Genomic DNA, 22,104 nt, shown 5'->3' with positions numbered 1-22,104 from the left:
TGAGGTGCTTGCGCTGGCGGGCCCGATTCAGGCACTCAGGAACTGGCGCCCGCGCATTCCGCGCCCGCTGCGACAGGCCCCGCCGGATTCCATGACGTCCGATCCCGACATCGATTCGCCGAAGGTGGCGCAAGAGCCGGCGCGGCGGAGCGGCAGCATCCTGCTGGTACTGCTGGTCGCGGGCGCGATCGTCGCGGCCGCCGTGGCATTCATGACGCTCGGGCGTGCCAACGCCCAGCCTTATATTCTGGCGCTGCTGGCCTTGCTCGCAATGGTCGGGCTGTTCACGCTGTTCGCATTTGCGGCCGGAATCGTCCGCTTCGCCGACCGCACCGCCGATGATCCGTTGATGCGCCCGATCGCCGATCACGCGTTCGACGGCATCGCCGTCACCGATTCCGGCGGCCACATCGTTTATGCCAACTCCGCTTATCTCACCCTGACCGGCGCCACTTCGATGCAGGACGTGCGGCCGGTGGAGCGCGTGTTCATCGGCAATCCCGACGTCTCCGAGGCGGTGTTCCGCCTGCTGAAGGCCGCGCGCGAAGGCAAGCGCCAGCAGGAAGAGGTGCGCGTCGCCGCCGCCGACGGCGCGCACGGCCGCTGGCTGCGGATGCGGGTCCGCCCGCTCGGCCAGGCGAAGCGGCAATCCAGATACGCCGTGTGGTCGATCGCCGACGTCACCCGCGACCGCGACCGGCAGGAAGACGTGTTCCAGGAACTGCGCCATGCGATCGAATATCTCGATCATGCGCCGTGCGGCTTCTTCTCGGTCAACCAGTCGGGCGATCTCGCCTACGTCAACGCCACGCTCGCCAACTGGCTGGATCACGATCTCGCGGAGATCGGCTCGGGCGGCCTGAAACTCACCGACGTCGTCTCCGGCGACGGCGCGGCTTTGCTGACGTCGATCGTTGCTGCGCCCGGCGAAGTCCGGACCGAGGTCTTCGACATCGATCTGCGGATGCGCAACGGCAAGACAATGCCGGCGCGCTTGTATCACAAGCTGGCATTCGGCGCCGACGGTGTACCCGGTCCCTCGCGGACGCTGGTGATCAACCGCGCCCGCGACGAGGCCGTCGATCCGCAGCGCGCCGCCGAAGTCCGCTTCATGCGCTTTTTCGATCATACGCCGATGGCGATCGCCACGGTCGACAAATCCGGTACTGTCGGTCGCGCCAACGCGCGGTTCGCGAAACTTGCGCAAAGCCTCAGTCCGGACGGCGCCGCCGCCAAGTCGATTCTCGCGGCGGTCAACGAACGCGATCGGGGCCAGTTGAGCGCGGCCATCCATGCCGCGGCGGACGGGCAGGGCGATATTCCGCCGGTCGAGGCGATGTTGAGCGGCGCGCGCGAGCGCTGGGGACAGTTTTTCGTCACCGCGGTGGTGGGGGACGACGATCGCGACGCGGAAGCCGCGATCGTGTACATGCTGGAAACGACCGAGCGGCGCACGCTCGAAAACCAGATCAATCAGTCGCAGAAGATGGAATCGGTCGGCCAGCTCGCCGGCGGCATCGCGCACGATTTCAACAACGTGCTGTCGGCGATCATGATGGCGAACGACTTCCTGCTGAACGCGCACAAGCCGACCGATCCGTCGTTCCAGGACATCATGCAGATCAAGCAGAACGCCAACCGCGCCGCCGCGCTGGTGCGGCAACTGCTGGCGTTCTCGCGGCGGCAGACTCTGCAGCCGAAGGTGCTCGATCTCGGCGACACCCTGAGCGACATCGGCATGCTGCTGAAGCGCCTGATCGGCGAGAAGGTCACCTTCCCCGGCGTCGTGCATGGGCGCGACCTGTGGCCGGTCAAGGCCGACGTCTCGCAGTTCGAGCAGGTGATCGTCAATCTCGTGGTCAATGCGCGCGACGCCATGCCGAACGGCGGCAAGCTCGCGATCCGCACCGCCAACGTTGCGGCGGCGGAGGTCGCGACGTTCGCCTACAAGGGAATACCGACCGCCGACTACGTGCTGGTCGATGTCAGCGACACCGGCACCGGCATTCCGCCCGACATCGTCGACAAGATCTTCGAGCCGTTCTTTTCGACCAAGGAGGTCGGCAAGGGGACCGGGCTCGGCCTGTCCACGGTCTACGGCATCGTCAAGCAGACCGGCGGCTTCATCTACGTCGATTCCAAAGCGGGCGAGGGCACGACGTTCCGCATCTTCCTGCCGCGCCATCATCCGGAGGTCGAGGCGCAGCCGGCGCAGGCCACCGTCAACGGCGCGGGCAAGGAGCCGGCGGGCGCGCCCAAGCCGGCGAGCACCGACCTCACCGGACATGGCACCATCCTGCTGGTGGAGGACGAGGAGGGACTGCGTTCGCTCAACGCACGCGGGCTTCGCTCGCGCGGCTACAGCGTGATCGAGGCTTCCAACGGCATCGAGGCGCTGGAAGCGCTCGACGAGAAGGACGGCGCGGTCGACCTCGTCGTCTCCGATGTCGTGATGCCGGAAATGGACGGGCCGACCCTGTTGCGGGAAATGCGCGTGCGCAATCCCGACCTCAAGATCATCTTCGTGTCTGGCTACGCCGAAGAAGCGTTCGACAAGAGTCTGCCGGAGAACGAACAGTTCGCCTTCCTTGCCAAGCCGTTCGCGCTCAGCGCGCTGATCGCCAAGGTCAAGGAGACGATGGCGCTGTCTTGAGGGCAATTCGAGATACTCTTGTTGTCATTCCCGAAGCCGCGTCGGCGGCTGTCGGGAATCCATAACCCCCGCGTGAATGATATCGGAAGGCAGGGGTTATGGATTCCGGACGCGGCGCTTCGCGCCGCCCCGGAATGACGAAAAAGGATTTTTTAGCCGCGTGCTAACCGCCGGAAGGGTCGCGTCCGGTCCCGCGCGTGACGACCGCCGCGCCGGGCTGGGCAACGCCAGGACGGGTGTGCGCCGGTGCCGATCGGATGCGATGGCGTTCGTCGTCGTAAAGAGTGGGACGATATTTGGCCCGCGCCTCCGTCATCGTCGCTCCGCGCCAGGCCGCCAGCATGATCCGGGCCGAGCGTTCGTTCAGCCTGTCGTAGAGCCGCGAGAGCCGGTACACCGCGACGACGGATGTGCCAATGGCCGGATCGAGAAACAGCAAAACCTGCTGAAAGATTCTCGAAGGCATGCCGATGGCCTTGGCGGCGCAGGCCAGCGGCTCTCCGCCCGGATCTTTCACCACCCGCTCGGCGACGCGAGCGGGCAGGATCAGCGTCTCGCCGAGTTCGGTCGTAAAGTTATCGACGTCGGCCGCGAACGCGGCCATGTGAAGGGTCTCGATCGCGCGAGCGGCTCGAGACGGATGGGTGTGCGGCGAGGGCCGCAGCGGCGCTGTCTCCAGATTGTGCAGGATCAAGGCGCGATCCCTGGCGTTTGCACTGAAGAACATCTCGCTGATTTCGGCGGCGTCGCGCGACTTCATGGGCAGCACTACGGCGGTGTGGGGCGTCGCTTCCGCGGCTGGCGGCGCGGGCGGCGACGGCGGCGCGGTGCTGCTGGCGCGCGGGCGGGCGGCGGCCGGGTGAAGCCGCAGCTTGCTCATGATCGCCGCCGGGGTGCGTGGATAGATCGACAGGCGGGCGCGCACCGCGGCGCGGGTGGCATCGTCGACCTGATCGATCAGGCGCGTGGTGAGTTCGACGAAGTGTTGCTCCTCTTCGGGGGAGTGCGTGCTGGTCTGCACGTAAAGATCGGTCAGTACCCGCAGCAGGGTCGGACGGATGTCCACGCCGTCCCGGCGGGACAGTGTCAACAACCCGTCGAAGCCGGGAAACATCGGAGGTGCGATCATGTCGGCATACGCTTGCGGAGAACTGCTCGTCCTCAACCTAGCGCGCCTGCTTTAACAGGCCGTTAACCATGCCGGGTTCTAAATCCCGGCGCGTCGCCGCCGAATTCAGGACGGCGCCGGGGGCGAGGAGAGACTGGGCATGGGCACCGTTATTGCGTTTCCGGCAGATGCGGCCTCGCGGCCGGGATCAACGATGGATCGCTCTCCGCATCACGGGATGGGAACGGTCGTGATCCTGCCGGTCATCCGCATCGACCGCGAGACCGACGAAACCGGCGGTGGGAGCGGTCCCGAGGAGGGCACGGCCCCCAGCCGTCGCCGCCGCCGCGCTCGCTCCTGATTTTTTCGGATACACGTCGATGCCGGAGAAGCCGCTGGAGCGTTTTCGAGCGAAGCGGATACCGGTTCGCGTCAAGAAAACGCGTCAAATCAAAAGGCCGGAGCCTGGCTTTGATTCCATCAAAGCCGGAACGGCTCCAGCGACGCCAGCCGGGCCGGGCCGTTCGCGCCTTTCGTCGCTTGTTTCGTCGCTTGTTTCCGTGATCCTGCTCGGCGCCACGCTTGCCGCATGCAGCGGCGGCGACTTCGGCCGCGTCCGTCAGGATGCCCGTAACGACGACATGCACCGCTGGATGGGCGCTGAGGCCACCGGCAGCATCGGCCTGCATTCGTCGCGATTCCAGTTGACCGACAACGAGCGGCTGTTGCGCGATCTCGCCTATCCGCTGATCGAGCCGCCGCATTCGCGGCCGGCCTGGAAGAGCGTGTTCGGCGACTACAAGCCGTTTTCTCCGCCGTGGCGGCAAAAGCCTGTGTTCGATCGCTCAGCCTACGGCCGCCTGCTCATCGATGAGCCGCACCGCTCCGACGCCTCGCGCTATGCGCAACTGATCGACGACGTCCGCGACGACCTCACCCGGTTCGATCCGTTTTTCAACACCGCCAGGCAGGTCTTCGATCTCGATAGCAAGCGCAACGCCAGCCTGAAGTTCGTCTCCGACCTGTCGCCGCGCGAGCGCGCGGATGCCGTTGCGCGCATGGAAGAGAACACTTTGGTCGTGCAGTGGGTGCAGCAGTGCCTTGAGCAGCGGATCGCGTCCTATCGCTGGGCGCTCGAGCATCTGGTGGTTCAGGCGCCGGACAACATGGCGGCCGATGCCGATCGCCTGATCGGACAACTTGCGGCGCTGACCGCCAATCCCCCGGTCGCCGCTGCGCCCGTGATCGGACGCGCTCTGCGCACGCGCGGGTAGCGACTTCGGTTATCGCTTCGCCTCGGGCTTCACCATCGGCGGCTCGGTCTGCAGCCGGCACTTTGCGGCGGCGAGCGAGGCTTTCGCCTGCTCCATCATGCCCGGCTCCGGCGCCAGCGCCTTCAGAACGATCAGCCCCGTCGTCGAGGGGGAGTCGATGATGAGGCGGTCCGCCGCCGTCACGTCTTCTTCCTCGGGCAGTTCCGCGTGCTGCGCCTCGGTCATCAGGTGGAGCTCGATCACCTTGCGTCCGGCGGAACGGTCGTTGATCGCGTAATAGGCGACATCGCTGGGGGTATAGAACGACACCGACGTGTAGGCTTGGCTCACCGGCACCGTCAGCTTGATCGATCCGCCCGACAGGTCGTAGCGGCAGACCGCGACGGCAAACGCCGGGTCCATGAACGGCATCGGCGAGTGGCCGGGATCGGCCAGCGGCAGCGGCGTCACCGCGTTCGGCGTGGTGATCGCCGTCAGCCGCGAATAGGCGTCTTGCGAGGCAATCCGCGGCAGCGCCAGCACGCTGACGAGATGCACGACCCCGCCGAGCAGGATACCGCCGACGATCGCAAACAGCACGCGGATCATGAGCACCCTCCGGTCGCGATGGAGGGCATCGGCGCGTCGCGCTGGGTCCGCGTCGCGACCCCGACGGGCGTGTCATAGAGCCGGAGCATCAGCACATAGCGCTCGATGCCACCGGTCGGCAGCCAGTTGCCGGCGCGCGCGCGAGATGCCACGTGCACCGCGAACGAGCCGTCGGAATTCCGGACGATCTCCTCGCTGGTGAAGCCGTAGCGTTGCAGCGAATTCGCCACCAGGTGGCCCTTGCGGTCGTAGAGCGTCAGTGTCCAGAACCGCGCCGCCGGTGTAACGCCGCTGACGATGACGTCGCAGCGGCCGTCGAGCCGCCGCTTGCTGTCATCGACGGTGGCGAGAAATGCAATGCCGTCGCCGGCTGCGATCGGCAACTCGCCGCTGCGCGCGATGGTGGCGCGCGAATAGGGGTCGATGTCGGCGGATCCGGTCCTTGGCCGCGCTGTCCACGCGCCGATGGTCAGCGTGCCGAAATCGGTGCCGCGCGTCGTGGTGTACCAAGTGGCTCCGAGGCCGACCGCGGTGGCGAGACCGAGCCCCAGAAAAATGATGAAAATCAGCCGCACGGGTCGGCGCTCCGGTTTTCGAGGCTCGCAAACAATCGCTGTACCCCTTTGATACGAACTGCGGAATCAAAGGAACGCTGTAATATTTAGTGCCGCTTTCGATTTGAAGTCTCTGGCGCAAACTCGCGACAGACGCAGACCCGGTGACGTGGCTTCATTCGATATTCGCCATTCGGTTCCGCCACGCATCTGTAATGCGAATGTTGGAATCGGACCACTAGTTCTTGGGAGGTGCCGGCGTTGCCCGGTCGCCGGACGTCGCGGCCGCGAAGTTGTCGGGGAAAGTCGCGGCGCCGCTCGAAACGGGGCGAGGCGCGCCGGAGGGAGCCGAATTGACCGGTTCGACGGCCGAGGTTTTTCCGATCGTCTTGCCTGCTTCATCCAGCATCTTTTCCACGCGCACCAGGATCTCGGCGCCGCGCTTGGTCAGGATGGGCGGCGGCGCGGGATTTGCGTTGTCTTCGCCGCCCGCGATTTTGGCGGCGGCAGCGGTCGGTTTCGCCGGCGCCGCAACACCGGCAATGTCCTTGATTTCGACGCCGCGATGCGCGGCGGTCATGATGTCGTGCCAGGTCTGGGCAGGCAGCGCGCCGCCGGTCAGGCGGTTGGTCGGGGAGTAGTCGTCGTTGCCGTACCAGACTCCGCACACGAAGTTGCCGGTGTAGCCGACGAACCAGGCGTCGCGGTAGGCGTTGGTGGTGCCGGTCTTGCCCGCCGCCGGAATGCCGTCGAGGATGGCGCGGCGTGCGGTGCCTTCGCTGACCACGTGGCTCATCATCATCGCCATGTCGGCGGCGACCGAAGGCGGAATGATCTGGCGCGGTTTGGGGCCATCGCGGTCGTAGCGCCAGACCAGATCGCCGGCGCCGGTGCGGACTTCCAGAATCGCGTGCGGCGTGACCGCCTTGCCCTTGTTCGGGAACGCGGCGTAGGCGACTGCGTGTTCGAGCAGGTTCACCGCATCGGCGCCGATCGGCAGCGAGGGCGTATCGGGCAGCGGCGTGACGATGCCGAACTTGCGGGCCACCGCGATGATCTTGGCGCGGCCGGCCTTGGCGGGGTTTTTCTCGCCTTTTCCGAGCGCGATCGAGAGTTTCACCGGGATGACATTGATCGAGCGGGTCAGCGCCTGGGTCAATGTCACTTTGCCGGAGTAGGAATGGCCGTAGTTCTGCGGGCACCAATTGCCGATGCATACCGGGCCGTCGACGATCGTGGATGTCGGCTTGAAGCCGTTGAGCAGCGCGGTGGTGTAGACATACGGCTTGAACGACGATCCGGGCTGGCGCATGGCGTCTGTCGCGCGATTGAACTGGCTCGCGCCGTAATCGCGGCCGCCGACCATCGCGCGCACACCGCCGTCGAGATCCGCGACCACGGTTGCGGCCTGGGTCGCGTGATAGTCGCGGCCGAACTGGCGCAACTGGTTCTCGATCGCCTCTTCTGCGGCGTGCTGCACATTCATGTCGATGGTGGTGCGCACCACGAACACGCGCTCGGTATAGGAGCGCGGAAACGTATCGACCAGCTTGCGCATCTCGTCGAACGCGTAGTCGAGGTAGTAGTTCGGCGAGTTCTCGTCGCGGCGGTCGACCGCGGTGGCGGGATGGCGCCGCGCGCCGAACACCTGGCCCTCGGTCATGAAGCCCGCATCGACCATGTTGTCGAGCACCTGGTTGGCGCGGGCACGGGCGGCGGGCAGGTTGATGTGCGGCGCGTATTTGGTCGGCGCCTTGAACAGGCCGGCGAGCATCGCGGCTTCGGCGAGGTTGATGTCGCGCACCGACTTGTTGAAGTAGAAATGCGCCGCGCCGTCGACGCCGAAGGTGCCGCCGCCCATGTAGGCGCGGTCGAGATACAGCTTCAGGATTTCGTTCTTGGTCAGGCGCGTTTCCAGCCAGACCGCGAGAAAAGCCTCGTTGATCTTGCGCTCGAAGGTGCGCTCGTTGGAGAGGAACAGATTTTTTGCGAGTTGCTGGGTGATCGAAGATCCGCCCTGGCGCACGCCGCCGGCCTGCGCGTTGGTCACCAGCGCGCGGAAGGTGCCGCTGACGTCGATGCCGAAGTGATCGTAGAAGCGACGGTCCTCGGTGGCGAGCGTCGCCTTGATCAGGCTATCTGGAAATTCCTCGAGCGGAACGGAATCATTGTGCTTGATGCCTCGGCTGCCGATCGGGTTGCCGTAGCGGTCGAGGAACGTGACAGCGAGATCGGACTTCTTCAGCCAGTCCTCGTCGGCGGTTTCGCGAAACGCCGGCTGCGCCAGCGCCAGCAGGACGATGAGACCGCCGAGGCCGAGCGTTGCGGCTTCCGACAACGGCTCGATGAATACCCAGCGTTTCCAGCGGCCGACATAGAAGCGGTCCATGAAGGTGGAGAAGCGCTCGTAAAGTTCGCGCGCGCCCGCCGCAGAGGAGAACAGCGTCGAATCGATCCGCGCATCGAAGTCCAGCAGGACATGCCGGATTCGTTTTTTCCAATCGGAGGGCAGGATGTTGCGCACCGGGGAGCCTGTGACCGATCTGCGGCGTGGCAGCGCCCCGTCCGGGCGCCGTCGGCACGTCATGCAAGAGTGTTGCGGCAAACCCAAGGCGCATCAAAACCGACGCGGAACATCGTCCGGCATCCTCAGGAAGGCCGGTTTCCTTCTATCCGAGCGGGGGTGATAAACCAATGGCCGACCGCGATTTCAGCCCGGCACAGCCGCGTGCCCGCGGCCGGGCCGTGAATGGGGTGCCTGGAACGGGGCGCTTGCGCGAGGTGCGGCCAAAGCCCATAGACAGGAACACTTTAGGACACCCAAGAGGCAACTCAAGACGCACCCCATGACGCAACGACCCGCACGCTCGTCGGAACAGGACGGATTCTTCTGGAAGACCAAGACTTTGGAGGAGATGTCCAGCGCCGAATGGGAGAGCCTGTGCGATGGCTGCGCGCGCTGCTGCCTGGAGAAGCTCGAGGACGAGGACACCGGTGACATTTATTTCACGCATGTCTCCTGCCGCCTCCTGGATGCCGGGCTCTGCGCTTGCAAGGATTATGCGAACCGCTCCGAACAGGTTCCGGACTGCGTCCGCCTGACGCCGGACAACGTCCGCGCCTTGAACTGGTTGCCGCCGAGCTGCGGCTACCGGCTGGTCGCGGAGGGACGCGATCTCTACTGGTGGCATCCGCTGATTTCCGGCGACCCCAACACCGTGCATGAGGCGGGGGTCTCGGTGCGGGGCCGGGTGCGCGGCACCGAGGACGAGATTCCCGATTCCGAACTCGAGGATCACATCGTGCAGTGGCCAGTCCGGCTGCCGAAGCGCGCCCAGCTCAAGAAGCCACCGCGGAACTGACGAGTGGAGTGAATTTGACATTCGCTACCCACCTGACCCCGAGCGCTGGAACGCGAATGTCAAATCCAAAACCGCCCGTTCCGCTGAGCCAGAGCGAAGTCCGCACCATCCTGGCCAGCCTGATGCTGACGATGTTCCTGGCCGCGCTCGACCAGACCATTGTCGCAACCGCGCTGCCGACCATCGGCCGCCAGTTCCACGACGTCACCACCCTGTCATGGATCATCACGGCGTATCTGCTGGCATCCACCGCGGTCGCGCCGCTGTTCGGCACGCTGAGCGACATCTACGGCCGCCGCGCCATGATCGTCACCGCGCTCGGTCTGTTCGTTGCGGGCTCGGTGTTGTGCGCGCTGGCGCCGAACCTGACGACGCTGATCGTCGCGCGCGGGGTGCAGGGTCTCGGCGGCGGCGGCATCCTGCCGGTGGTGCAGACGGTGATCTCCGATGTGGTGACGCCGCGCGAGCGCGGCCGGTATCAGGCCTATTTCAGCGGCGTGTGGACCGCGGCCGGCATTGCCGGGCCGGTGCTGGGCGGCGTGTTCGCCGAGCACCTGCACTGGTCGATGATCTTCTGGATCAACGTGCCGCTCGGCATCGTCGCGCTGGCGCTGCTGCTGCCGAAGATGGGAAAGATCCCGGTATTCCACCGCCGCCGCAAGGTGGACTGGACCGGCGGCCTGCTGCTGATGGTATCCGCCGTGGTGTTCATGCTGGTGCTGACATGGGGCGGCAACCGCTTCGCCTGGCTGTCGCCGGCAATCGCCGCCATGCTCGGCGGCTCGTTGGTGCTTGCCGTCGTCTTCGTCTGGCACGCGCGCACGACATCCGAACCGTTCCTGCCGCTGTCGCTGATAGGCGGGCCGGTTGTCCCCTACGCGATCGCGGCCGGTGCCCTCGCGCTCGGCGCCATCATCGGGCTTACCGTGCATCTGCCGCTGTACTATCAGGTGGTCCATCATCTCAGCGCCAGCGAATCGGGGCTGGCGCTGATTCCGATCGCCGCGATCTCGACCGGCGGCGCGGCGCTTGCCGGCCGCATCATGACGCGGGCGGTCCACTACAAGCGGGTCGCGATCGTCGGGATGGCATTCGCCGCTGTCATCGCCGCGATTCTGGCGATGGTTGCGATGCCGCTGTGGCCGCTGCTGGTGCTGCTCTCGCTGTTCGCCTTCGGCCTCGGCACCATATTCCCCATCAGCGTGGTGTCGTTGCAGAACGCGGTGGCGCGGCCGCAGGTCGGCACCGTTACCGGCGCGATGAATTTCTTCCGCGCGCTGGCCTCGTCGTTCGCCGTTGCCGCATTCTCCGCCATCCTGTTGATGGTGCTGGGTGCGGATGTCTCGATCGGTCATGACGGCGGTGGTCAGGTCAATGCGATCTCCGCGTCCGACCTGACGGCGGCGTTCCGCTATCTGTTCGCCGCTACCGCCGCGATGCTGGCGGGCGCGGCGCTGCTGCTGACGCGGATGGAGGAGCGACCGCTCGCCGGCCCCGCGGTGTGATTCGTGTGCGCAGAATTTTCGTCATCGGTCTTAAGCATTCGTTGAGGGTGTCGCTTAGGGTCTGCGCAATCATTCGTCTCTAGGTTGAGCTGCAACGAAGGACGTGCGAGAATCCGCGCATACAACGACGGGAGTTCACGGTGCGCCTTATTGCAAAGCTCGCGTCGAATCTTTTGCGCGATGAGTCGGGTGCGACCGCGATCGAGTATGCGCTGATCGCCACCGGCATCAGCATTGTCATCGTGGCCGCGGTCACCGGCATCGGCAGTTCAGTCAACGGTCGTTTCGTCGCGGTGGGCGACGCGTTTAAGTAGACAAGACGCGGCGCTCGAGAGATAGCGCAAATGTTCCTAGGAAAATATACCTTGACAGCGTGACGCTGCCGCAGTAGGTTTGCGCCATGCTCCACAGTTGCGCTTAAGAAACGACGGCGCCGTTCCACGGGTTCACGCGATCCGGGTCTCGCGCAGGCCGGGAAAGCCGTCCAACGAAAAGTCGCATGAGGCCGCGGGCTGAGACGCCTATCACAGCGACCTCTCACCGTAGGTCATCATCCAGGAACATCGTTACCGATCTGGCGTTGCCCCATCCCGTGCAGAGCAGCAATTCTGCGGATTGCAGGGAGAAGGCGCATGAAAACGAAAGAGCACGATCAGATCGTGGAGACGCCGACTGAGGCGCGACAGGCCAAGCCCGGTCCGTCCATATTGATGCTTTTGGCCATCGGCATCGGTCTCGTCGTGCTGATCCTTGGTGTAGTCTGGCTCATATTCTTCCATCAGAGCATTTCCGGCTAAGTGGAATCCGGTTCGCATCAAGAAATGCTTTCAATCAATAACCTGCGCGTATTCAGGGAACTTCCGACATCCATGGGTGTAACGCGAACCGCCAGACCGGCACGGAAGCCGGCGGCGGCGCGAGTTGTGTCGCGCACGAAGGTGACGACGACGAAGCCAAAGTCTTCGCCATCGAAAGCAAAATCGAGTGCGCGCAAGACGGCCGCAAAGCGGCCTCCTGAAAAAAAGACGTCTCTGAAAAAAAGGACAACCCGGCTCGTCAGAACGCCATCTGAAAAAACTCGGGCTGCGATTGTCGCGCGCAAGGCGACAATGGCGACGACGTTGCGACACGCCGATGAAACGCCTGTCGTTATCGATGAGCACGACGACGCGGCACAAGCAGGGTTGCGAAAGCAGCGCATACGGCGGACATCCGCCCGGCGCAAGGATGAACCGAGCCCGCGCGTCAAGCGAACCGCGGTGGAGCGGATCGACGATCCGCCGCCCGCGACAGGTGCGCTTTTGATCGAGCGGGTGACGCGCGCGATCGAACGCGAGTTGTCGTTGATCGAGATCATTGTCGGCGGCAGCCATCTGAAGCCGCAGCAGCGCACCGAGGCGGAACGCCGCGCCCGGACGCTGGCCAGTCTCGCGCGGACGCTCAGTGAGGTGACGCGGCTCCGCGCCAGCGAGCAGAAGGTGAAGCCAGCCGATGACGACGCCGTGCCCCGCGATCTCGACGAGTTCCGGCGCGCGCTTTCGCGCCGACTGGAACAACTGGTCGCAGCACCAGCGCCGGCTCCTGCTCGAGAGCATGAATGAGGACGAACTCGGATTTCTCGCCCGGCAATGGGATATTTTCGCGCATCCGCATCAGCGTCCGCCGCAGCTCGCGCCGAACGGCGCGCCGTGGCTGACCTGGCTGATGATCGGCGGCCGTGGCGCCGGCAAGACCCGCGCCGGGGCGGAATGGATTCGCGCGCAGGCGCTGGGTCTGCCGCCGTTCGCCGTTAAGGCGGTGTCGCGCATCGCGCTGGTCGGCGAAACCGAACACGATGCGCGCGAGGTGATGATCGAAGGCGTCTCCGGGCTGCTCGCGGTTCACGCAGCCCACGAGCGGCCGGCGTGGTCGCCATCGCGCAAGCGGCTGGAATGGAGCAACGGTGCGGTGGCGCAGGCGTTTTCCGCCGACGATCCCGAAAGTCTACGCGGGCCGCAGTTCGGCTGCGCCTGGTCCGACGAGATGGCGAAGTGGCGCTATGCGGAGGCCGCGTTCGACATGCTGCAGTTCGGTTTGCGGCTGGGATCGCAGCCGCGCCAGCTCATCACCACGACACCGCGGCCGACCGCGCTGCTGAAACGCCTGATGGCCGATCCGGCGAGCGTGGTCACGCGCGCGCCGACGCAAGCCAACGCCTTCAATCTGGCGCCGACCTTTCTGCAAGGCGTGATGGCGCGCTACGCCGGAACGCGGCTCGGACGTCAGGAGCTTGACGGCGAGATCATCGAGGACCGGCCGGACGCGCTGTGGTCGCGGGCGCTGCTGGAGCGATGTCGCGTGCGTGACGCGCCGCCGTTGCAGCGCATCGTGGTCGCGGTCGATCCGCCGGCGACGTCGAGCAAGCGCGCAGACGCCTGCGGCATCGTCGCGGCGGGTCTGGCGGAGGGCGGCATGGTTTATGTGATCGCCGACGAGACCGTGTCGGGCGTGACGCCGGCTCTGTGGGCGGCGAAGGCGATCGCGCTGTGGCGGCGGTGCGAGGCCGATGCGCTGGTGGCGGAAGTCAACCAGGGCGGCGACATGGTGAAGGCCGTGATCGCCGAGGTCGATGCTGCGGTGCCGGTGATCCCAGTGCGCGCGACACGCGGCAAATGGCTGCGCGCCGAGCCGGTGGCGACGCTTTATGAGCAAGGCCGCGTCAGGCACGCCGGTAGTTTCGCCGCGCTGGAAGACGAGATGTGCGACTTCGCCTTGTCGGGCCTGTCGTCCGGGCGCTCGCCCGACCGGCTCGATGCGCTGGTGTGGGCGGTGACGTCGCTCGCGCTCGCACCGCGCGCCCAGCCACGGGTGAGGGGGTTGTGAGGAAATGTAGGCGAGCCGCGCACTCAGTCGTCACCCGCGGGCTTGACCCCGCGGGTCCATCTTTGAAGGGACGATGGATTGCCGGGTCAAGCCCGGCAATGACGCGTCAACATTCTATCGGGTGATATCCTCGTAAAGATCGCGCCATAGTGGATTGTCGCGCACGATCAGATCGATCTTCCATTCGCGCGGCCAGTGCTTGATGTTCTTTTCACGCTGAGTTGCTGCCATGACGGTGTCGTACGCTTCAAAATAGACCAACCGTTTTACGTTATATTTTCGCGTGAAGCCGTCGGCAACGCCTTCGCGATGCTGGTAAATCCGACGAACAAGATCGTTCGTCACACCGACATACAGCGTTCCTCCCGGCGCGCTTGCAAGAATGTAGACCCAGTAGCTCATGCATGAATGATGAATTGCCGGGTCAAGCCCGGCAATGACAAACTTTTGTTGCATCGCGGCTTGATGATGAAGGATGGTTCTCGATGCGCCTACGCCTGAAAAATCTCTTCACCTCGCCCGAGACCAAAGTCAGCCGCACGGCAAAGCTGCTTGCGTTCGAGAGCGGCCGCCGGGCGCGGTGGACGCCGCGCGACTATGCGGCGCTGGCACGCGAGGGTTATCTCGCCAATGCCATCGTGCATCGCGCGGTGCGGCTGATCGCGGAGAACGTGGCGTCGTGCAGCTACCTGGTATTCGAGGGCGCGCAGGAGCGCGAGGCGCATCCGGTCTCGCTGCTGCTGTCGCGGCCGAACGCGCGGCAGGACGGCGGCGCTTTCCTCGAGATGCTGGTGTCGCATCTCTTGCTCGCCGGAAACGCCTATGTCGAGGCGGTCGCGCTCGACGGCGCGGTGCGAGAACTCTACGCGCTGCGACCCGATCGCATGAAGGTAGTGCCCGGTCCCGACGGCTGGGCGGAGGCTTATGAATATGGCGTCGGCGGCCGCAGCGTGCGCTTCGATCAGGCGGCGTCGAGCGTGCCGCCGATCCTGCATCTGACATTCTTTCATCCGCTCGACGATCACTATGGCCTCGCGCCGATCGAGCCGGCGGCGGTTGCCATCGACACCCACAACGCCGGATCGGCCTGGAACAAGGCGTTGCTCGACAACGCGGCGCGGCCATCGGGCGCGCTGGTCTATTCCGGGCCGGAAGGCGCGGTGCTGTCGGATTCGCAGTTCGACCGGCTCAAGCGCGAACTGACCGATACCTATCAGGGCGCGGTCAACGCGGGGCGTCCGCTGCTGCTCGAAGGCGGGCTCGACTGGAAGGCGATGTCGCTGACGCCGAAGGACATGGATTTCCTGGAGGCCAAGCACACCGCCGCGCGCGAGATCGCGCTCGCCTTCGGCGTGCCGCCGATGGTGCTCGGCATTCCCGGCGACAACACCTACGCGAATTTCCAGGAGGCTAACCGCTGCTTCTTCCGCCAGACCGTGCTGCCGCTGGCGGCGCGGATCGGCAACTCGTTCGCGCAGTGGCTGTCGCCTCAGTTCGGCGACGCCATCCGCATCGTCGTGGATCCCGACAGGATCGACGCGCTCGCCACCGACCGCGCCGCGCTGTGGCAGCGCGTCAGCAACGCGGCGTATCTCACGCTCAACGAAAAGCGCGAGGCGGTCGGCTATGCGCCGATCGAGGGCGGCGACCGGCTGGAGTGAACTTTCCCTTGGGAGGGCGGCGCGCGCGAGCGCAGCAAACAAAGTGCCGGGTGGGTATAGCGATTTCAGTCGTCATGCGCGGGCTTGACCCGCGCATCCATCTACCTTCGCAAGAGTCTTCGTGAATGAAATGGATGGCCGGATCAGGTCCGGCCATGACGGCCGCCATGGGTTCAAGCAATGTCCGATCTCATCCGTATCTTTAGCGAGCGTGGCGACCTCGCGCATCTCGCGCTGTTTTTGTGGGCGAGCGCCGCCAGCGCCGGCCTGCTGTTCGCATTGCGCGAACTGTCGGCCGCCTCGCGCCGCTTCGACGATTTCGTCCGCGAGTTGCAGCGTTTCAATCGCAAGGCGCATCGCCGCACTGACACCCTCAACAAGGATCGAGACTGATGGATACACTTCACAGCGTGCTGCGCTCGTTTGGCGCCGAGACCAAATCCGCGCCGGATCATCTCACGGTGTTTCGTGAATTCCTCGCACATCTCGACCAGATCCAGCGCAAGGCGCCGGTTGTGAAATCGTTGCGCCAAAAACCGCCGGCGCGGCGCAAGCCGGGCAAGCGTACGCGCCGCGGCTGACCTCACATTCATTGCGTCGTCGCTGCGACAGCTTCAGCTTCTCGTTTCTTCACACCCCGCCCATTCGCGAGGCCGATCATGCACGCCCCGTTGTCATCCGTGTCGCGTCTGTCGTTCTCCGGCGACGGCACTGTGGAAGGCTATGCCAGCCTGTTCGGCGAGATCGACCAGGCGCGCGACATGGTGATGCCCGGCGCGTTCGCACGGACGCTGAAGGTGCGCGGCTTGCGCAAGGTCCCGATGCTGTTCCAGCACGATCCGTCGGAGCCGGTCGGCATCTGGCTCGAACTGCGCGAGGACTTCCGCGGGCTATGGGCGCGGGGAAAGCTGATCCCTGACGTGATGCGCGCGCGTGAATTGCTGGCGTTGGTCGAGGCCGGCGCGGTGGACGGGCTGTCGATCGGCTATCGCACCGTGCGCGGCCGGATCGAGCCGCGCACCCGCGTGCGAAAACTCTATCAGGTCGATTTGTGGGAAATTTCCATCGTTACGTTCCCGCTGCTGGCGGGAGCGCGTGTCCGCGCGGTGAAGCAGGCGGCGTCCCAGCCGCGTTCGCTCGCGCGGACACAGGCCGAGCGCGAATGGCGGAGCATGACGGAGGCCGCGGATGAACCGGCGCCGCGGCTCCGCCCGCGCCCGGCGGTGGTTTCGGCGTCGCTGCGCGGACGCGAGGGGCGACGCCGCGCATTGAGCACTGTATCGCACCGATATTCGGTGCTGCGATGACGACGCGGCGAGGACTCTGGGATATCTCGACGTGCATCGCTCACCGCTTGAACGCGAGCGCCGCCGAAAGGCCCGCGATGACGCCGACGCAGATCGCGGCGCCGCCGGCCGCCATGCCCCAGTTCAGGAAATACAGCGCCATCGACAGCAGCGATTTGTCGGCGCTGGCGCCCAGCATCACGAAGGATACCGCGAAAGCCGCCAGCAGGACGGCGCAGACGGTGATCCAGAACTTTGCCGTCCCGCGCCACGACGGCTGCATCGCGAACCACGCACTGGCTGCAGCAGCGACGGCAAGGGCTATCCAGACAAAAATCAGAAAGCGCATGGTTCGCCTCCACGGTGCTCCCGTTGCGGCGACCATTCTAGCGCTATTCCGGCTTTGGTGGAATCAAAGCCGGACTTCTTGTTTTGACGCGTTTTCTTGACGCGAACCGGTACCCATCCTCGGGTCAAGCCCGAGAACATGCTTCGCTCGAAAACGCTACGGCCCGCGCAAGTCTTGGGCAGCAAAGTCTTGGGCAGCAAAGTCTTGGGCGACAAAGCCTTGGGCAACAATGCCGTGAAACCACTACCACAGAGGAGAATGTGAATGGACTTCGATATCACCGACGTCGCGCCGGAGCACAAATCCGGCGTCGCCACCCGCGGCGACTACGACGACTTCCGCGTCACCTTCGAGGACTTCAAGGCGGCCAATGACGAACGTCTGGCGCGGCTGGAGAAAAAACGCGGCGATGTGCTGCTGGAGGAAAAGGTCGACCGCATCAATGCCGCGCTCGACGCCCAGCACAAGCGCATGGACGAGCTGGCGCTGAAGCACGCGCGCCCGGCGCTCGAAGGCCGCACCCGTGTCGCCAGCGAGGCGTCGTCCCGCGAGCACAAGAGCGCGTTCGAGGCTTATGTGCGCGGCGGCGAGACCGGTGCCTTGCGCGACCTGGAGACCAAGGCGATGTCGGCCGGCTCCAATGCGGACGGCGGTTATCTCGTTCCGGTCGAACTCGAACACGAGATCGGCGAACGGCTGGCGGCGATCTCGCCGATCCGCGCGCTCGCGTCGGTGCGCACCATCTCGGGCAACGTCTACAAGAAGCCGTTCATGACCGCGGGTCCCGCCACCGGCTGGGTCGGCGAGACCGACTCGCGGACGCAGACCACATCGCCGACGCTGGACGCGCTGAGTTTCCCGGCGATGGAGCTTTACGCCATGCCGGCGGCGACCGCGACGCTGCTCGACGATAGCGCCGTCAACATCGACGAGTGGATCGCGCAGGAGGTGGAGCTGACGTTTGCGGTGCAGGAAGGCGCGGCCTTCGTCAATGGCGACGGCACCAACCAGCCGAAGGGCTTTTTGCAATCGGATACGGTGGCGAACGGCTCGTGGGTTTGGGGCAAGCTCGGCACTATCGCCAGCGGCGGCGCGAGCGGTTTCGCCGCGTCGAATCCATCCGATGCGCTGGTGGACCTGATCTACGCGCTGAAGGCCGGCTATCGCCAGAACGCCACCTTCGTGATGAACCGCAAGACGCAAGCCGCGATCCGCAAGTTCAAGGACACCGGCGGCGCGTATCTGTGGCAGCCGCCGGCGCAGGCGGGCGGCCGCGCCTCGCTGATGACGTTCCCGCTGATCGAGGCCGAGGACATGCCGGACGTCGCGGCGAATTCGCTGTCGATCGCGTTCGGCGATTTCCGCCGCGGCTACCTGGTGGTGGACCGCGCGGGCGTGCGCGTGCTGCGCGATCCGTATTCGGCCAAGCCTTATGTGCTGTTCTACACGACCAAGCGCGTCGGCGGCGGCGTGCAGGACTTCGACGCCATCAAGCTGATGAAGTTCGCGGCGAGCTGAGGGAAAATAAGGTGGGGGACCTATTTTACTGGGTCCCCCTCCTTGCAATGATCAAAACGTCCACAAACAGCCCGGTTTGGCTCCGGTTGCTAAGGAACTAGCATGCTAAGGTCCTGTTAATAATATATGCTGTGTCGTAGAAACTGGGAACTGGCGCGAGTCGCCCGGTGGGAGAGCCCCATGAATCGAAGCGAGATGCTTCTGGCGGGATTAGCCGCTGCAGGTGAGAATGCCAGCTTCACTCCTGTGCAAGTTCAGAAGCTGTTCTTCGTGCTTGATCGAGAAGCGGCTCATGTGCTGGACGGCCCGCACTTTAGTTTTGAGCCCTACGATTATGGTCCATTTGATCGAATGGTTTATGTCGGAATTGACGAACTAGCTCGGCAGGATCTGGCAAAGGTGCAGAGTACCGGACGTTACCGAGTATATAGTCTTTCGCAACAGGGCTATCAACAAGGCGTAAATCTGCTCAACGGATTAGATGCGCCTGTTAGACATTATGTGCAAAGCATTGCGACGTGGGTAAGGCAACTCACATTTGAGCAACTCGTCGCTTCCATCTACAATAAATATCCCGAGATGAAGGTAAAGAGTGTGTTTCGCGGATGACAGTTGTCGTCGCCTTCTTTTGTCAAGACGGTGTTGTCATCGCGGCGGACAGCATGATTACCCCCTCGATGGGCAACATCAACGTGGGTCATCATCATGGTCGTAAAATTGCCCTTCTGAATGGTCCGCAAATTTTCGCGTTTGCTGGTGACCAAGGACAAAGCGCTCGTTTCAAAATCATGGCGGATGGGTCGCACGGGAACATCGTCAACGCGAGCCATCCAATGGATCACGCGTTGGCATTATCAAGTGGGATTATCAACCAATTTCAGGCCACAGGGATAGGTGCTTCTATCAACGTGAACACCATTTTGGCGTTTGGGCATGGCGGTCAGCATCACTGCTGCATGTTCGAAGGGCTGCTTCAACCGCGGTTTCTTGATGAGCACCATTATTACGCTGCGCTTGGGTCTGGTAAGCTGTCGGCTGATCCATTCCTGCGTTTCCTCGTTGATGTTTTCTGTCCGGCCGGGCGCCCAACGATGCGTGAGGCAGTCTTCCTTGCCGTTTGGGCTGTCCAGCATGTCATAGATACGAACCCAGGCGGCGTAGCTGGGCCCATTCGAATTGCTACATTTGAGTGCGATGGAACTGGAGCATTTCAAGCGAGCGAACTACCGGACAGTGAAATCGCAGAACATCAACAAGCTATCGAAAGCGCGGCCGACGCTCTTCGGGGATGGCGAGATCAACTGCAGTCGGGCGCTGCTGCAGATGATGCGCCAGCGCTTCCTGCTTCGCCGGGTGCCTGAGACAGTCAATCAAAATTCTCGTTCCTCCGCTGGCGGGTTAATTAAAAACCCCCGCGCCCCAACTCCTCGCTGTCCTTAGAATCCAGTCGCGGTAGAGCGCAAGCGGCGTGACGCCGGTGAGGCCGCCGCAGCCTGATGCATTGTTCGCACCTGTCGACCAGCTTACGACGCCGGCGATGACGGGGCCGCCGCCGGAATCGAGAAATGCCGGCGCGCCGGAATCGCCGGTGCAGGCGCCGAGGCCGGCGCGTGCATTGTTGGTTGAGGGATCGACCAGGCGGATCTGCAAGGTGCCGGGTCGCCCGGTCACGGAAAGGCTCGCGGCGCGGGCTACGCCGCCGCTGCGGCCGTCGCCAGGGACCGCTACGCCCATGCCAACAACAGTGAGACGCTGACCTGCGGTGACCGGCAGCAGCGCGCCGCCGAGCGTTGCCTGAGAGGCGGAGAGCGGCGACGCAAGCTGCAGCAGCGCGACATCAGCGGTGGCGCGGTGCGCGAGCAGGCTCTGCATATTAAATTGCGGATGAGTGGCGGTGCGCCGGATATCGAGCAGGCGCGGCGGTCGGCTCTTGTAATCCACCATCTTGGTAGTGGCGCCCGGCGCGATGCAGTGCGCGGCGGTGAGGATGATATCGCGCGCGATCAGCGTGCCGGTGCAGGAGGTGCCGCGCGAGCCGACGATGGTGACGACCGCATTCGCCACCGCGGGCGAGGGCGCACTGCCGCCGCCGACCATGGCGAGGGTGGGCTGCGGCAGCGTCAGGACCGTCACGGCCGCGAACGCGCGAATGAATTGCTGAATCATGCGGCGATGTGAGCCATCGCGCGAGCCGCCTGTCAACTCGATACGCGGCAAGCTCCCTCTCCCATGGGGAGAGGGTTGGGGTGAGGGGTACGATCTCTCGATAAGCCGTAACCCTCACCCGGTCTGCTTCGCAGACCGACCTCTCCCAGCGGGAGAGGTGAAGCAAGTCGCCTGGTGCATCCATCAATCGAAGGAAAGGCACGAATATGCCGTCGATACTTCTGACCGGACCCGCGATCGAGCCGTGGTCGGTCGCGGAGGCCAAGAGCTTCCTGCGCGCCGAGAACGACGACGACGACACCGTGATCGCCTCGCTGATCGCGGCGGCGCGCAGCCATGTCGAAGCGATGACCCGCTGCGCCCTGATCGCGCAGACCTGGCGCTTTGTGCTGGACCAGTGGCCGAGGGACAGCCGCGTCAAGTTAGGCCGTGGACCGCTGCGGTCGCTTGTCGCGGCGCGGGTTTACGATTCCGCCGGCAATGTCACCAGCATCGACGTCGACACGTTCGTCATCGACAAGGCGGCGGGCGTGATCGCGTCGTCCGGTCGGGTACTGCCGGGGCGCGCGGCCGCCGGCATCGAGCTCGACGTCGAGATCGGCTTCGGCGCGGCCGCGATCGACGTACCCGATGTGCTGCGCCATGCGGTGCGGACGCTGGTGGCGCACTGGTACGAGAACCGTGGCCTGATCGCCATCGGCCAGAGCGTGGCGATGATGCCGGCCAGCGTCGGCGCCATGATCGCGTCGTATCGCGTGCACGCGCTGTGACCGCTACTCTCGAAAGGACATCACCATGACCAGCGCCAACGCCGCGCTTCGCGCCGCCGTGCACGATGCGCTTGCCGCCGACAGTAGCCTTCATGCCGCACTCGGCGGCGCGCGGGTCTATGACGAGCCGCCGCGCGGTGCGATGCTGCCTTATGTCAGCATCGGCGAGGCGCGCATGTCAGACGCGTCGGTCGACGACGGGCCGACCCAGGAGCATCAGATCACGCTGCACGCGCGCTCGCGCCAGGGCGGGCAAGGCGAGGCCCACGCCATCGCCGGCGCGGTATTGCAGGCGCTCGACGACGCGCCGCTGGCGCTCACCGGCCACAGGCTGGTCAACTTTCGCTTCGCGGTCGCGGATATCCGGCGCGAGTCCGACGGGCGCACCTATCATGCACAGGTGCGTTTCCGCGCCGTGACCGAACCGACAACTTAAATCAAGGAGCCG

Annotated in this window: 26 protein-coding genes; 18 read left to right on the top strand and 8 right to left on the bottom strand. The window is 64.8% G+C overall.

Features of this window, described 5'->3' with window-relative positions:
• The first annotated feature begins 91 nt into the window (after positions 1-91).
• Positions 92-2,653: a cell cycle histidine kinase CckA gene (cckA, locus tag V4R08_RS06885; protein WP_335580203.1), complete on the top strand. Its 2,562-nt coding sequence runs from the start codon at positions 92-94 to the stop codon at positions 2,651-2,653.
• A gap of 163 nt (positions 2,654-2,816) precedes the next feature.
• Here the strand turns inward: cckA and V4R08_RS06880 are convergent, their stop codons facing one another.
• Complete coding sequence (locus V4R08_RS06880) at positions 2,817-3,782, bottom strand: DUF2336 domain-containing protein (RefSeq protein ID WP_335578663.1); 966 nt, start codon at positions 3,780-3,782, stop codon at positions 2,817-2,819.
• A 139-nt stretch (positions 3,783-3,921) separates the two neighbouring features.
• On the opposite strand from V4R08_RS06880, the gene V4R08_RS06875 reads away from it, so the two are divergent.
• Positions 3,922-4,122 (top strand): hypothetical protein, encoded by a 201-nt coding sequence (locus V4R08_RS06875; protein ID WP_335578662.1) that lies wholly within the window; start codon positions 3,922-3,924, stop codon positions 4,120-4,122.
• A gap of 199 nt (positions 4,123-4,321) precedes the next feature.
• Positions 4,322-5,035: a hypothetical protein gene (locus tag V4R08_RS06870; protein ID WP_335578661.1), complete on the top strand. Its 714-nt coding sequence runs from the start codon at positions 4,322-4,324 to the stop codon at positions 5,033-5,035.
• 9 nt (positions 5,036-5,044) lie between these two features.
• On the opposite strand, the gene V4R08_RS06865 is transcribed toward V4R08_RS06870, so the two are convergent.
• The 3 genes from V4R08_RS06865 to V4R08_RS06855 form a co-directional block, all read right to left on the bottom strand.
• A complete protein-coding gene (locus V4R08_RS06865) occupies positions 5,045-5,623 on the bottom strand; it encodes a DUF1254 domain-containing protein (protein ID WP_335578660.1) in 579 nt (192 codons plus the stop codon).
• Positions 5,620-6,198, bottom strand: coding sequence for a DUF1214 domain-containing protein (locus tag V4R08_RS06860; protein ID WP_335578659.1), 579 nt, complete (start codon positions 6,196-6,198; stop codon positions 5,620-5,622). Before V4R08_RS06860 ends, V4R08_RS06865 begins: the two co-directional genes overlap by 4 nt.
• 217 nt (positions 6,199-6,415) lie before the next feature.
• Positions 6,416-8,701 (bottom strand): transglycosylase domain-containing protein, encoded by a 2,286-nt coding sequence (locus V4R08_RS06855; protein ID WP_335578658.1) that lies wholly within the window; start codon positions 8,699-8,701, stop codon positions 6,416-6,418.
• A 322-nt stretch (positions 8,702-9,023) separates the two neighbouring features.
• Between V4R08_RS06855 and V4R08_RS06850 the strand changes: the two genes are divergently transcribed.
• From V4R08_RS06850 to V4R08_RS06835, 4 genes are all read left to right on the top strand, one after another.
• Entirely contained in the window at positions 9,024-9,539 is a 516-nt protein-coding gene (locus V4R08_RS06850) for a YcgN family cysteine cluster protein (RefSeq protein WP_335578657.1), read from the top strand.
• A gap of 56 nt (positions 9,540-9,595) precedes the next feature.
• Positions 9,596-11,044: an MDR family MFS transporter gene (locus tag V4R08_RS06845; protein ID WP_335578656.1), complete on the top strand. Its 1,449-nt coding sequence runs from the start codon at positions 9,596-9,598 to the stop codon at positions 11,042-11,044.
• A 149-nt stretch (positions 11,045-11,193) separates the two neighbouring features.
• On the top strand, positions 11,194-11,358 hold the full coding sequence (locus V4R08_RS06840) for a Flp family type IVb pilin (RefSeq protein WP_335580202.1): 165 nt from the start codon (positions 11,194-11,196) through the stop codon (positions 11,356-11,358).
• A 318-nt stretch (positions 11,359-11,676) separates the two neighbouring features.
• Entirely contained in the window at positions 11,677-11,841 is a 165-nt protein-coding gene (locus V4R08_RS06835; protein ID WP_335578655.1) for a hypothetical protein, read from the top strand.
• Positions 11,842-11,858: 17 nt separating this feature from the next.
• Here V4R08_RS06835 and V4R08_RS06830 read toward each other — a convergent pair whose 3' ends face one another.
• A complete protein-coding gene (locus V4R08_RS06830) occupies positions 11,859-12,146 on the bottom strand; it encodes a hypothetical protein (protein ID WP_335578654.1) in 288 nt (95 codons plus the stop codon).
• A gap of 7 nt (positions 12,147-12,153) precedes the next feature.
• On the opposite strand from V4R08_RS06830, the gene V4R08_RS06825 reads away from it, so the two are divergent.
• Both V4R08_RS06825 and V4R08_RS06820 read left to right on the top strand, forming a co-directional pair.
• Positions 12,154-12,645, top strand: a complete 492-nt coding sequence (locus tag V4R08_RS06825; RefSeq protein WP_335578653.1) for a hypothetical protein — start codon at positions 12,154-12,156, stop codon at positions 12,643-12,645.
• The gene (locus V4R08_RS06820; RefSeq protein WP_335580201.1) at positions 12,638-13,906 is read left to right on the top strand and encodes a DNA-packaging protein; all 1,269 of its coding nucleotides are present in this window, start codon (positions 12,638-12,640) and stop codon (positions 13,904-13,906) included. The genes V4R08_RS06825 and V4R08_RS06820 overlap by 8 nt, the downstream gene beginning before the upstream one ends.
• A 114-nt stretch (positions 13,907-14,020) precedes the next feature.
• Here V4R08_RS06820 and V4R08_RS06815 read toward each other — a convergent pair whose 3' ends face one another.
• Positions 14,021-14,308 carry a GIY-YIG nuclease family protein gene (locus V4R08_RS06815; RefSeq protein WP_335580200.1) on the bottom strand — a complete coding sequence of 96 codons (288 nt, stop codon included), beginning with the start codon at positions 14,306-14,308 and terminating at the stop codon, positions 14,021-14,023.
• Positions 14,309-14,391: 83 nt separating this feature from the next.
• Here V4R08_RS06815 and V4R08_RS06810 point away from each other — a divergent pair, with 83 nt between their 5' ends.
• The 4 genes from V4R08_RS06810 (at position 14,392) to V4R08_RS06795 (ending at position 16,874) form a co-directional block, all read left to right on the top strand.
• Complete coding sequence (locus tag V4R08_RS06810) at positions 14,392-15,567, top strand: phage portal protein (protein ID WP_335578652.1); 1,176 nt, start codon at positions 14,392-14,394, stop codon at positions 15,565-15,567.
• Between the two features lie 180 nt (positions 15,568-15,747).
• Positions 15,748-15,960 carry a hypothetical protein gene (locus tag V4R08_RS06805; RefSeq protein WP_011509924.1) on the top strand — a complete coding sequence of 71 codons (213 nt, stop codon included), beginning with the start codon at positions 15,748-15,750 and terminating at the stop codon, positions 15,958-15,960.
• A complete protein-coding gene (locus V4R08_RS06800) occupies positions 15,960-16,148 on the top strand; it encodes a hypothetical protein (protein WP_335578651.1) in 189 nt (62 codons plus the stop codon). The genes V4R08_RS06805 and V4R08_RS06800 overlap by 1 nt, the downstream gene beginning before the upstream one ends.
• Positions 16,149-16,226: 78 nt before the next feature.
• On the top strand, positions 16,227-16,874 hold the full coding sequence (locus tag V4R08_RS06795; protein ID WP_335578650.1) for an HK97 family phage prohead protease: 648 nt from the start codon (positions 16,227-16,229) through the stop codon (positions 16,872-16,874).
• Between the two features lie 40 nt (positions 16,875-16,914).
• Here V4R08_RS06795 and V4R08_RS06790 read toward each other — a convergent pair whose 3' ends face one another.
• On the bottom strand, positions 16,915-17,202 hold the full coding sequence (locus V4R08_RS06790) for a hypothetical protein (RefSeq protein ID WP_335578649.1): 288 nt from the start codon (positions 17,200-17,202) through the stop codon (positions 16,915-16,917).
• A gap of 264 nt (positions 17,203-17,466) precedes the next feature.
• Between V4R08_RS06790 and V4R08_RS06785 the strand changes: the two genes are divergently transcribed.
• The 3 genes from V4R08_RS06785 to V4R08_RS06775 all read left to right on the top strand — a co-directional run bounded on the left by V4R08_RS06785 (position 17,467) and on the right by V4R08_RS06775 (position 20,081).
• Complete coding sequence (locus V4R08_RS06785) at positions 17,467-18,720, top strand: phage major capsid protein (protein ID WP_335578648.1); 1,254 nt, start codon at positions 17,467-17,469, stop codon at positions 18,718-18,720.
• A gap of 180 nt (positions 18,721-18,900) precedes the next feature.
• The gene (locus V4R08_RS06780) at positions 18,901-19,329 is read left to right on the top strand and encodes a hypothetical protein (RefSeq protein ID WP_335578647.1); all 429 of its coding nucleotides are present in this window, start codon (positions 18,901-18,903) and stop codon (positions 19,327-19,329) included.
• Positions 19,326-20,081: a hypothetical protein gene (locus V4R08_RS06775; RefSeq protein WP_335578646.1), complete on the top strand. Its 756-nt coding sequence runs from the start codon at positions 19,326-19,328 to the stop codon at positions 20,079-20,081. The genes V4R08_RS06780 and V4R08_RS06775 overlap by 4 nt, the downstream gene beginning before the upstream one ends.
• Positions 20,082-20,118: 37 nt before the next feature.
• Here the strand turns inward: V4R08_RS06775 and V4R08_RS06770 are convergent, their stop codons facing one another.
• A complete protein-coding gene (locus V4R08_RS06770; protein ID WP_442935680.1) occupies positions 20,119-20,886 on the bottom strand; it encodes a S1 family peptidase in 768 nt (255 codons plus the stop codon).
• Positions 20,887-21,092: 206 nt separating this feature from the next.
• Here V4R08_RS06770 and V4R08_RS06765 point away from each other — a divergent pair, with 206 nt between their 5' ends.
• Both V4R08_RS06765 and V4R08_RS06760 read left to right on the top strand, forming a co-directional pair.
• A complete protein-coding gene (locus V4R08_RS06765; protein ID WP_335578645.1) occupies positions 21,093-21,656 on the top strand; it encodes a head-tail connector protein in 564 nt (187 codons plus the stop codon).
• A gap of 25 nt (positions 21,657-21,681) precedes the next feature.
• On the top strand, positions 21,682-22,092 hold the full coding sequence (locus tag V4R08_RS06760; RefSeq protein ID WP_335578644.1) for a DUF3168 domain-containing protein: 411 nt from the start codon (positions 21,682-21,684) through the stop codon (positions 22,090-22,092).
• The last annotated feature ends 12 nt before the right edge of the window (positions 22,093-22,104 follow it).

Source organism: Nitrobacter sp. NHB1, assembly GCF_036964665.1.
GTDB lineage: Bacteria > Pseudomonadota > Alphaproteobacteria > Rhizobiales > Xanthobacteraceae > Nitrobacter.
The sequence above is the reverse complement of the archived record's forward strand: the minus strand, read 5'-3'. Positions and strand labels throughout refer to the sequence as shown.